A 10,397-nucleotide genomic window follows, 5' to 3' on the forward strand; every position below is an offset into this window, starting at 1 on the left:
GGCCGGCGGGTCTCCCGGATACCATCGTGACGAGAGTATGGTCGACGACATGGCATCCAAACCGCTCCAGGAACCCGCGTTCCTCGTGCTGTCCGCCCTCGCCGCAGGGCCGCTGCACGGGTACGGCATCGCGCAGGACGTCGAGTCGAGCTCCGCGGGACGCGTGACGCTGCGCGCCGGGACGCTCTACGGCGCGATCGACCGGCTCGTCGCCGCCGGGCTCGTCGAGGTCGACCACGAGGAGGTCGTCGACTCCCGTCTGCGCCGCTACTACCGGCTCACCCCCGAGGGCGGTGAGCGCCTCGCCACCGAGGCCGAGCGCGCCGAGGCCCAGGCCCGGCGCGCGCTCGAGCGCCTCGCCGCCCGACGCCGCACGGTCGGGTCGGCAGGGTCGGGCGCGACCGCGCGTCCGGCCCGAGGGAGGGCCGACGGCCTCTCTGGACGGGCGGTCCTGGCATGAGCGGGCACGACGGTGCCATCGTCACGCCGGACGACGGCACGCCGGCGGCGTCCGCCACCACGGCTGGGCGTCACAGCCCGACGGCGGTCCCCGCCACCACGGCGGAACACCACGGCCCGACGGCGGCGCTCGCCGGGACGGTGCCCGTGCCGCCGGTCCTCGTGCGGGACTACCAGCGGCTGCTGCGCCTGTTCCCGTACACCTACCGGCGCGCGCACGAGGCGGAGATGCTCGGCCATCTGCTCGACGGCGCGCGGCCCGGACAGTCCCGTCCGACCCGTGCCGAGCGGTGGGACCTCGTGCGTGCCGCCGCCCGGGAGTGGCTGCTCGCGCCCTTGGGGGCGACCGAGCGGCAGAGGTCGTCGGCGAGTGTCGTGGTCGTGGTCGCCCTGACGGCGCTGCTTGCCGGTCCCGCGACGCAGGCCGTCGTGCAGGCGGTGCTCGCGGGAGCTGCCGATCCGCGCGACCTGTCGCTCGGCGGCGCCTGGTCGGCGTGGGTGCCCGTCGTCCTCGCGGTCGTCGCTGTCCCGCTCGCGCCGGCGTGGGTGCTGTGGTGGGGCGCCGTCGTGTCCCTGTTCGCCGGCCTGCGGCGCACGGCTCTGGTGCTGTCGGGTCTCGCGGCGGCGGCGGGCGTCGTGGCCGCAGGCGCCCTGGTCTCGGCCGAGCGCGCGTCCGTCGCGTTCCAGGCGACGGGTTGGGCCGTGGCTCTCGCGGCCTACGTCCTGGCGGTGCTCAGCATCACCCGGCGCACCTCACGCGCCGTGGGGGCTCGTGCCGCGACGGCGACGGTCTGGCTGACCGCGGCCGTGCTCGCGGCCTCGGTGCCGCGGAGCGTCGCCGACACCGCGGAGGAGGGCGTCTGGGTGTCGGCCCCGGGCTACCCCCTGACCCTGGCGGCGACCGTCGCGGCGGTCGTGGGCTCCGTCGCGGCGCTGGTGGCGGTGCGGCCGGTGCGCCAGGCCGCTCCCGTGCTCGGGGGCGTCCTGGTCGCCCTGGTGGTCGCGCACTCGGACCTCCTGTGGTCCGGCGCGCTCGACACGACGGCCGTGGACCTGGGCAACGTGCTCGGCGTGGTCGGGCTGTCCCTGGCCGCGACGCTCGTCGCGCGGTGGGTCGTCAACCGTCTCGACGAGCTCGCCGAGTCCCGCGCAGCGCACCGTGCACTCATCGGCGCTGCGGGCGCGGGCAGGGGCGCGTCGCGCCCGGGCGAGTGGGCCGCCGTCTGACACCCGCGCCGTCGAGCACGACCCTGCGCGCGGACGAGAACGGGGTTGCCGTCGTTATCCGCCGGATGACGACAGCAACCCCGTGCTCGGCGCGGGGCCGGGTCAGTCCAGGTAGTCCGCCACGAGGCGCGACGCGAGGCCGGTGTAGGCGGCCGGGGTGAGGTCGGCGAGGCGCTGCGCGACGTCGTCGGGCAGGCCGAGGCCCGCGACGAACTCGCGCAGGCGCGCGGCGTCGACGCGCTGGCCGCGCGTGAGGTCCTTGAGGCGCTCGTACGGGTTCTCCATGCCGGGCACGCCCGCGACGGACGCCGCGCGCATGGCCGACTGGATGGGCTCGCCGAGCACCTCCCAGTTCTCGTCGAGGTCCGCCGCCATGAGGTCGGCGTTCGCGGCGAGGGCCTTCAGGCCGCGGCGCACGTTGTCGATCGCGAGGAGCGAGTGGCCGAACGCGGGGCCGATGTTGCGCTGCGTCGTGGAGTCGGTGAGGTCGCGCTGGAGGCGCGACGTCACGAGCGTCGAGGCGAGCGTGTCGAGCAGCGCGGACGAGATCTCGAGGTTCGCCTCGGCATTCTCGAACCGGATCGGGTTGACCTTGTGCGGCATGGTCGACGACCCGGTCGCGCCCGGCACGGGGATCTGCGTGAAGAACCCGAGCGAGATGTAGGTCCACACGTCGGTCGCGAGGTTGTGGAGGATCCGGTTGAACCGCGCGACGTCGCTGTAGAGCTCGGCCTGCCAGTCGTGCGACTCGATCTGGGTCGTCAGCGGGTTCCACGTGAGGCCGAGGCCCTCGACGAAGTGCTTCGAGACCGCGGGCCAGTCCACGCCCGGGACGGCGACGGTGTGCGCGCCGTACGTGCCCGTCGCGCCGTTGAGCTTGCCCAGGTACTCCGCCGAGCCGACGCGGCGGAGCTGGCGGCGCAGCCGGTGCGCGAGCACGGCGAGCTCCTTGCCGAGCGTCGTCGGGGTGGCGGGCTGGCCGTGCGTGCGCGAGAGCATCGGCACGTCGGCGTGCTCGCGCGCCATGCCGGCGAGCTGGTCGGCGAGCGCCGTCGCGGCGGGCAGCCACACCTGCTCGACGGCGCCGCGCACCATGAGCGCGTACGAGAGGTTGTTCACGTCCTCGCTCGTGCACGCGAAGTGCACGAGCTCGCCGACGCCGGGCAGCACGGTGTCCGAGCCGAGGGCGTCGGGCGCGGCAGCGAGTCGGCGCTTGACGAAGTACTCGACCGCCTTCACGTCGTGCACCGTCTCGCGCTCGATCGCGCCGAGCTCGGCAATCTCGTCGGCGCCGAACGTCGCGGGGATGCGGCGGAGGTAGGCGACCTCCGCGTCGGAGAGGTGGGGCGCGCCGGGCACGACGGGACCGTCGGTGACGCCCGGGACGCCGTTGCACAGCGTGATCAGCCACTCGACCTCGACGTGGATGCGCTCGCGGTTGAGCGCGGCCTCGCTCAGGTGGTCGACGAGCGGCGCGACCGCCGCGCGGTAGCGGCCGTCGAGCGGGCCGAGCGCGATGGGCGGGGTCACCTCGGCGAGGGACACGCGGGCAGGGGTGTCTGCGGCAGGGTTCTCGGGCACGCCCCTGATTCTCCCACGCGTGCCCGACGGCGGCCCGCCCCTCCCGCAGTCCGGGCACCCGAGGCGTGGCGCCGGGCCGGGCCGTCCCCAGGACGGTCCGTGTACGAGGCCGTCCACACCTGCGCACGAACCCGGCAGGAGAGCGCGGCGTCCTTCCGTACGGTCCCCGTCATGACCGCCCCGCCCTCCGCGCCACCACCGTGCGTCGCGGCCCCGTTCGAGATCACCGCCGCGCGCACCGCCGTGCTCACCGCGTCCGACGACACCGTGCGGGCCGGCGCCGCGCTCGTCACCCCGGACCTGCCGTGGGCGGGCCATGCCCGGCAGGCGTACGACGACGCGACCGCCACGTGCCGCAGCGGGATCCTGCGGCTCGGCATGCTCCTCGACAGCTGCCTCCTGCGCCTCGACGCGCTCACGGTCGCCGCCGAGGCGGAGGTCGCTCGGGTCCGTGCCGAGGCCGCCGCGGCGGTCGCGTCGTGAGCGACGCCCGTCCGGCGCCGACCGTCGTGGTGCGCGGCGGCACGGAGCCCACCGCGATCGAGACGGCGGCGGTCGTCGCGCAGGCCGTCGCGCTCACCGTGCGGGCCGACCTCGTCGGGGCGAGCCTCGCGGCGCTGCGTCGTGCGCGCGAGTCCGTGTCCGCCGCTGCGGCGAGCCCGACGACCTGGGGTGGACGCCTCGGCGCGCCGTCGACGACGGTCGCGGCCGCCGGCGGGTGGAGCACCGACGCGGTGCGCGTCTGGCCCGCCGATGTCCGCGCCGCCCGCGCGGCCGCGCTCGAGGCGTTCGACCTCGCGATCGGCGTCGCGCAGGAGCAGGAGCGGGAGCTCCGTCGTCTCGGGTCGCGGCTGCACCAGGCCGTGCGCGTCTACGACGACGCCGACGCGACGGCGAAGGCCCTGTGGGAGGACGCGGGTCTGCTCGCGGTCGGCGGCTTCAGCCCGATCGGTGCCGCGGCGGCCGGGGTCAACGCCGTCCTGGCCGCGGGAGTCCTCGGGTTCGTGGACTCGCTCCTGGGGGGACGACCGTCCTGGGGGCGGCTCGTCACCACGGGGGAGTCGCTGCACCCTGCCACCGTCCGCGCGCTGAGCCGGGCGGTCGGCCTGCTCGACGTCGACCGGCCCTGGTACCGCATGCCGACCGTCGGCAACGGGGCCTCGGTGCTGCGGGGGATGCTGCAACCGCTGCGGGACCGGTTCCTGCCCGATCCCGAGGTCCGGCCGCTCGGCCCGTCCCCCGACCTGCCGACGCCCACGGACGTGCGGTCCGCGCTCGGCGCCGTGGACGCGCTGGAGAAGGACTCGACGCTCAGCATCCAGCGGATCGTCAAGGACGACGGCACGCTCACGTGGGTCGTCGCGATCCCCGGCACGCAGCTCCTCAACCCCGGGTCGGTCTACAACATGACGTCGAACTACCAGCTCATGGACGACGACCCGGCGGTGCGGGCGGACGCGGACAGCGCCCGCGCCGTGATGGAGGCGATGCGGCAGGCCGGGATCGGGCCGGACGACGACGTCGTGCTCGTGGGGCACAGCCAGGGCGGCATCATCGCGGCGACGGTCGCGGCGGCGACGGTCGGGACGTACCAGGTGCGGCACGTCGTGACGGCCGGGTCGCCCGTCGCGGGGCACTTTCTTCCGCCGGGCATCACGGCCACGCACGTGGAGGCCCGTGAGGAGGGGGTCTCCGGCGTCGACGGCGCCGAGAACCGCGCGACGCCGGACCAGGTCACGGTCACGGGGACCTTCACGGCCCCGGGCGGTGGCCCGCCGCTCGAGATCCCGCACAGCGTGCACTTCCACCAGGAGGTGCTGGACGCCGCGACGGAGGTGGGCGACCGCGGGCTCGAGGAGCACCTCGCGGACGTCGAGCTGCTGCTCGACGGGGACGCCGACGAGCCGCTCCTCTACGAGTCGCGCCTCGTCCCCGACCCCGACACCACGTTCTGCATCGGGGACGTGGCGGTCCCGAGGCCTCTCGCGCCCCCGTGGGCCCCGGCCGTGCCGTTCCCCGGCGCGCCCGGGTTCCCGGTCCCCGGGGTGACGACGCCGGGGTCACCGCCCGCGGTGCCCGGGTTCCCGACGACGGGGGGCTTGGGGGCCGGCGACCTCACCGCGCCGGGCCCGGACGGCGCGGAGGGCGACGGTGACGTGCGGTGACGACGCCCGCTCCCGCGAACCGGGCCCCGCCGGTGTCAGCGCTTCTTCGCCTTCGGCACGACGGCCGAGATCGCGAAGTTGAGCACGGCGATGACGAGCGCGGCGAGCAGGGCCCACCAGAACCCGCCGACGATGCGGATGCCCCAGTCCGTCTGCTCCGTGATCCACGCGGTGAGCATGAGCATGAGCGCGTTGACGACGAGCGAGAACAGGCCGAGCGTGAGGATGTAGAGCGGGATGGACAGGACCTGCACGATCGGTTTGATGACCGCGTTCACGAGCGAGTAGAGCAGCGCCACCACGAGGATGATGACGACCTTCCCGCCGGCGGTGTCGGACCCGACGATCTGGAAGTGCTCGTCGATGAGCAGGCTCGTGAGCCAGATCGCGAGGCCGGTGACGAGGACGCGGACGACGAAGCTCATGCCGCCATCCTGTCATCACCCGCCGACGATCACCGTGGGACATCCCGGTCCGACGACCGTGCCGCGGCGGACGGTCCGGTCTCCGACCTGGTCGGCGGCGGGAAGGGTGCGGCGGCTGTCGCACACGGGTGGTTTGTCCGACGCGTCCGCCCGCGGCGCCCACCGCCGCCGGATGCTGGCATGATCGAGGACCGTGGCCCACGAACCCCGCGTCCCCCTGCGTCCCGCCGTCTCCGCCCTCCCGGCCTACGTCCCCGGGGCGCGCGTCGCGCCCGGCGCGGCGGCGTTCAAGCTCTCCTCGAACGAGAACCCGTACCCGCCGCTGCCGTCGGTGCTCGCGGCGATCGCGGACGCCGCGGCGGACGTGAACCGCTACCCGGACATGTACGCGACCGAGCTCACCGAGGCGCTCGCGGACCACCTGGGCGTGGGCGCGGACGAGGTCGTGGTGGGCAACGGCTCGGTCGCGGTGCTCGCGCACGTGCTCCAGACGGTCGTGCAGCCGGGCGACGAGGTCGTGTACCCGTGGCGGTCGTTCGAGGCGTACCCGATCGCGGTCGCCGTCGCGGGGGCGTCGTCCGTGCAGGTGCCGCTGCTCACCGGCGCGGACCAGGGGCGGCTCGACCTGCCGGGCATGGCGGCGGCGGTCACCGACCGCACGCGCGTCGTCATGGTGTGCTCGCCCAACAACCCGACGGGGCCCGTGGTCCACCGCGACGAGCTCGAGACGTTCCTCGACGCCGTGCCGTCCGACGTGCTCGTCGTGCTCGACGAGGCGTACCTCGAGTTCGTCCGCGACCCTGAGGCGCCCGACGGGCTCGCCGTGTACGCGCAGCGCCCGAACGTCGTGCTGCTGCGCACGTTCTCCAAGGCGTACGGCCTGGCGGGCCTGCGCGTGGGGTACGCCGTCGCGCGCCCGCGCCTCGCGGCAGGGATCCGCGCCGTCTCGACGCCGTTCGGCGTCTCCCACGTCGCGCAGCGCGCCGCGCTCGCGTCGCTCGCGGCGCGCGAGGAGCTCCTGCAGCGCGTCGAGCACCTCGTGGCGGACCGCGCGCGCCTCGTCGAGGGCCTGCGGGACCAGGGCTGGTCGCTGCCCGAGTCGCAGGCGAACTTCGTGTGGTTCGACCTGGGGGAGCGCACGCTGCAGCGCGCCGAGGAGGCCCGCGCGGCCGGGGCGATCGTGCGGCCGTTCGCGGGCGAGGGGCTGCGCGTGAGCGTGGGCGAGCCGGAGGCGACGGACCTGTTCCTCCGTGTGAGTGCCACCTGGCTCTGAGCCTTCCCCCCGGGGCGGGGACCCGAGCGGTCCTGTTGCCGGACGTCGTCGGCGCGAGAACACTCGCGAGCATGGACACCATCGACTCGAACCAGCTCGCGGAGGACTACGGCTGGCTGTTCGGCGGCGTCGCGGTCGTCGCCTACGTGGCGGTCGCGGTGATCTTCCTCGTCGCCTACGTCCGGATCATCCAGAAGGCCGGCTACTCCGGCTGGTGGGTCCTCGTCGGGCTCCTGCCGATCCTCAACGTCGTCATGTTCCTCGTGTTCGCGTTCTCCCGGTGGCCCGTGCTCCGGGAGCGCGACGCGCTGCGCGCGGGAGGCGTGTACCCGCGGTAGGGCCCACCCCCGGCCGGGCGGGGGAGCCCCGGTGGGGATTGGAGGTTACCTACAGGCTCCTGTCGCAGACGTTGGGCGACACGTCGGCAGCGCAACCTACGGGGACGTAGCCTACGCTTGCGTAGGCTACGGAGACGTAGGTTCCGACGGCGCCCTGCGAGGTGCCTCCTGCCCCCGAGCGGGCCGGCCGCCCCGGCCGGGCCGTACCGAAGGAGAGTCGCGTGACCGAGAACGACGCGAGGACCAGCGGCGCGAGCACGCCCCCCGACCTTCCCGACGTCGCGGGCGGTCCCGACGACGCCCCCCTGATCCAGCTCGTGACCCCGGCCGGTGCCCGCGTCACGACCCCCGAGACCGACGCCTACCGCGGGCGCGTGGCCCACCTCGACGCCGACGCGCTGCGCGGGCTCTACCGCGACATGGTGCTCACGCGCCGCTTCGACGACGAGGCGACGTCGCTCCAGCGCCAGGGCGAGCTCGGCCTCTACGCGCAGGCGAAGGGCCAGGAGGCGGCCCAGATCGGCTCCGGCCGGGCGCTCGCCCCCCAGGACTACGTCTTCCCGTCCTACCGGGAGCACGGCGTCTCGCACGTGCGGGGCGTCGACCCGACGGCGCGCCTGCGCCTGTTCCGGGGTGTGGACCACGGCGGGTGGGACCCGAAGGAGCACAACCTCCACCTGTACACGCTCGTCATCGGGTCGCACACGCTGCACGCGACCGGGTACGCGATGGGCGTCCAGCGCGACGGGCTCGTCGGCTCGGGCGACCCGAAGCGGGACACGGCGGTCGTCACGTACTTCGGCGACGGCGCGACGTCGCAGGGTGACGTCAACGAGGCGCTCGTGTTCGCGGCGGTCAACAACGCGCCTGTCGTCTTCTTCTGCCAGAACAACCAGTGGGCGATCTCGGAGCCGACGACCAAGCAGTCGCGCGTGCCGCTCTACCGGCGCGGCGGCGGGTTCGGCGTCCCGAGCGTGCGCGTCGACGGCAACGACGTCCTCGCGTGCTACGCCGTGACGGCGGAGGCGCTGGAGCGCGCGCGCAGCGGCGGCGGTCCCACGTTCGTCGAGGCGTTCACGTACCGCATGGGCGCGCACACGACGTCGGACGACCCGACCAAGTACCGGTCGCGCGCGCAAGAGGAGTACTGGCGCCGCCGCGACCCGATCGAGCGGCTCGAGAACCTGCTGCGCGCCGAGGGCGCGTGGGACGACGCGTTCGCCGCGGACGTCGAGGCCGAGGCCGACGCCCTGGGCGAGCGCCTGCGCGACGAGGTCCGTGCGCTCGGCGCGCCCGACCCCTCGACGATGTTCGACCACGTCTACGCGACCCCGAACGCCGTGGTCGAGCGCGAGAGGGCGTGGTTCGCCGACTACCAGCAGTCCTTCGAGGAGCCGGTCGCGGAGGTGGCCCGATGAGCGAGAGCAAGACCCTGACCCTCGCCCGCGCGATCAACGAGGGGCTGCGCCGGTCGCTCGAGACCGACCCCAAGGTGCTGCTCATGGGCGAGGACATCGGCGCCCTGGGCGGCGTGTTCCGCGTGACCGACGGGCTGCAGAAGGACTTCGGCGAGGACCGCGTGGTGGACACGCCGCTCGCGGAGTCGGGCATCCTCGGCACGGCGATCGGCCTCGCGCTGCGCGGCTACCGCCCGGTGTGCGAGATCCAGTTCGACGGGTTCATCTTCCCGGCGTACGACCAGATCACGACGCAGCTCGCGAAGATGGGCTACCGCTCGGGCGGGGCGCTCCAGGTGCCCGTCGTCATCCGCGTGCCGTACGGCGGCGGGATCGGCGCCGTCGAGCACCACAGCGAGAGCCCCGAGGCGCTCTTCGCGCACACCGCGGGCCTGCGCGTCGTGTCGCCGTCCACGCCGCAGGACGCGTACACGATGATCCAGGAGGCCATCGCCTCGCCGGACCCGGTGCTCTTCTTCGAGCCCAAGGGCCGCTACTGGGAGAAGGGCCCGGTCGACGTCGCGGGCCGCGGCGAGGGCGCGACCGTGCTCGACCGCGCGCGCGTCGTCCGGCCCGGCACCGACCTGACGCTCGTCGCGTACGGGCCGACCGTCGCGACCGCGCTCCGCGCCGCCGCCGCGGCCGAGCAGGAGGGCCGCAGCGTCGAGGTCGTGGACCTGCGCAGCATCTCCCCGCTCGACACCGCGACCGTCGTGGAGTCCGTCCGCCGGACGGGGCGCTGCGTCGTCGTGCACGAGGCCCCCACCTACCTGGGCTCGGGCGCCGAGGTCGCCGCACGCGTGACGGAGGAGTGCTTCTACTCGCTCGAGGCGCCCGTGCTGCGCGTCGGCGGCTTCCACACGCCGTACCCCGTCGCGAAGATCGAGCACGACTACCTGCCGAGCCTCGACCGCGTGCTCGACGCCGTCGACCGCGCGTTCGCGTTCTGACGCGGCGCACCCACGCCGAGCGGGACGACCGGGACCACCAGGAGGACCACGCAGTGCCCACCTTCGAGAAGTTCAACCTCCCCGACGCGGGCGAGGGCCTCACCGAGGCCGAGATCGTGCAGTGGCACGTCGCCGTGGGCGACGCCGTGACGGTCAACCAGACGATCGTGGAGATCGAGACGGCGAAGTCGCTCGTCGAGCTGCCGTCGCCGTACACGGGCGTGGTCAGCGAGATCCTCGCGCCCGAGGGCACGACGGTCGAGGTCGGCGTGCCGATCATCGTCGTGGACACCGACCCCGCGGGCGAGGCGCCCGCGATCCCGTCCGCCCCCGCGGCGACCGTGCCCGACGGCGCGGACGCACCGGCCGCGGACGCCGTGCCGCCCGCCGCGTCGGGCTCGGGCTCGGTGCTCGTCGGGTACGGCACGGTCGAGCCGGGGACCGCGCGCCGTCGTCGCCGCGCCGCCGAGCCCGCCCCGGCCGCACCCGCGGCGACCGCCCCGGCGTCCCCCGCGCCAGCCG

At 74.7% G+C, this 10,397-nt stretch carries 11 protein-coding genes; 9 read left to right on the plus strand and 2 right to left on the minus strand.

Translation table 11 applies throughout. The annotated features are described in order from the left end of the window. The first annotated feature begins 49 nt into the window (after positions 1-49). Both GYH36_RS14020 and GYH36_RS14025 read left to right on the plus strand, forming a co-directional pair. The gene (locus tag GYH36_RS14020; protein WP_024839879.1) at positions 50-460 is read left to right on the plus strand and encodes a PadR family transcriptional regulator; all 411 of its coding nucleotides are present in this window, start codon (positions 50-52) and stop codon (positions 458-460) included. Continuing rightward, positions 457-1,686, plus strand: coding sequence for a hypothetical protein (locus GYH36_RS14025; protein ID WP_162290145.1), 1,230 nt, complete (start codon positions 457-459; stop codon positions 1,684-1,686). Before GYH36_RS14020 ends, GYH36_RS14025 begins: the two co-directional genes overlap by 4 nt. 102 nt (positions 1,687-1,788) lie before the next feature. Here the strand turns inward: GYH36_RS14025 and purB are convergent, their stop codons facing one another. Beyond that, positions 1,789-3,276, minus strand: coding sequence for an adenylosuccinate lyase (gene purB / locus GYH36_RS14030; protein WP_376739828.1), 1,488 nt, complete (start codon positions 3,274-3,276; stop codon positions 1,789-1,791). Between the two features lie 162 nt (positions 3,277-3,438). Here purB and GYH36_RS14035 point away from each other — a divergent pair, with 162 nt between their 5' ends. Together GYH36_RS14035 and GYH36_RS14040 are read left to right on the plus strand one after the other, a co-directional pair. After that, on the plus strand, positions 3,439-3,750 hold the full coding sequence (locus tag GYH36_RS14035; protein WP_115941710.1) for a hypothetical protein: 312 nt from the start codon (positions 3,439-3,441) through the stop codon (positions 3,748-3,750). After that, positions 3,747-5,432: a PGAP1-like alpha/beta domain-containing protein gene (locus tag GYH36_RS14040; protein WP_162290146.1), complete on the plus strand. Its 1,686-nt coding sequence runs from the start codon at positions 3,747-3,749 to the stop codon at positions 5,430-5,432. Before GYH36_RS14035 ends, GYH36_RS14040 begins: the two co-directional genes overlap by 4 nt. Before the next feature lie 35 nt (positions 5,433-5,467). On the opposite strand, the gene GYH36_RS14045 is transcribed toward GYH36_RS14040, so the two are convergent. After that, the gene (locus GYH36_RS14045; RefSeq protein ID WP_024839874.1) at positions 5,468-5,857 is read right to left on the minus strand and encodes a phage holin family protein; all 390 of its coding nucleotides are present in this window, start codon (positions 5,855-5,857) and stop codon (positions 5,468-5,470) included. 193 nt (positions 5,858-6,050) lie between these two features. Here GYH36_RS14045 and hisC point away from each other — a divergent pair, with 193 nt between their 5' ends. From hisC to GYH36_RS14070, 5 genes are all read left to right on the plus strand, one after another. Further along, a complete protein-coding gene (hisC, locus tag GYH36_RS14050) occupies positions 6,051-7,130 on the plus strand; it encodes a histidinol-phosphate transaminase (RefSeq protein ID WP_162290147.1) in 1,080 nt (359 codons plus the stop codon). 71 nt (positions 7,131-7,201) lie between these two features. After that, a complete protein-coding gene (locus GYH36_RS14055; RefSeq protein WP_203231870.1) occupies positions 7,202-7,468 on the plus strand; it encodes a DUF805 domain-containing protein in 267 nt (88 codons plus the stop codon). A gap of 221 nt (positions 7,469-7,689) precedes the next feature. Further along, on the plus strand, positions 7,690-8,886 hold the full coding sequence (gene pdhA, locus GYH36_RS14060; RefSeq protein WP_162290148.1) for a pyruvate dehydrogenase (acetyl-transferring) E1 component subunit alpha: 1,197 nt from the start codon (positions 7,690-7,692) through the stop codon (positions 8,884-8,886). Next, positions 8,883-9,875, plus strand: coding sequence for an alpha-ketoacid dehydrogenase subunit beta (locus GYH36_RS14065; protein WP_115941714.1), 993 nt, complete (start codon positions 8,883-8,885; stop codon positions 9,873-9,875). Before pdhA ends, GYH36_RS14065 begins: the two co-directional genes overlap by 4 nt. A 53-nt stretch (positions 9,876-9,928) precedes the next feature. Beyond that, positions 9,929-10,397 (plus strand): biotin/lipoyl-containing protein (locus tag GYH36_RS14070; protein WP_312028642.1); only part of this gene is annotated, 469 nt, incomplete at its 3' end.

Origin of the sequence: Cellulosimicrobium composti (genome assembly GCF_010287905.1) — a bacterium.
Taxonomy (GTDB): domain Bacteria; phylum Actinomycetota; class Actinomycetes; order Actinomycetales; family Cellulomonadaceae; genus Cellulosimicrobium; species Cellulosimicrobium composti.

What these genes read in the sequence shown, in the direction of transcription:
- GYH36_RS14020 (WP_024839879.1), top strand. Translation starts at nt 50, where the DNA reads ATGGCATCCAAACCGCTCCAGGAACCCGCGTTCCTCGTGCTGTCCGCC.
- GYH36_RS14025 (WP_162290145.1), top strand. Translation starts at nt 457, where the DNA reads ATGAGCGGGCACGACGGTGCCATCGTCACGCCGGACGACGGCACGCCG.
- GYH36_RS14035 (WP_115941710.1), top strand. Translation starts at nt 3,439, where the DNA reads ATGACCGCCCCGCCCTCCGCGCCACCACCGTGCGTCGCGGCCCCGTTC.
- GYH36_RS14045 (WP_024839874.1), bottom strand. Translation starts at nt 5,857, where the DNA reads ATGAGCTTCGTCGTCCGCGTCCTCGTCACCGGCCTCGCGATCTGGCTC.
- GYH36_RS14055 (WP_203231870.1), top strand. Translation starts at nt 7,202, where the DNA reads ATGGACACCATCGACTCGAACCAGCTCGCGGAGGACTACGGCTGGCTG.
- GYH36_RS14065 (WP_115941714.1), top strand. Translation starts at nt 8,883, where the DNA reads ATGAGCGAGAGCAAGACCCTGACCCTCGCCCGCGCGATCAACGAGGGG.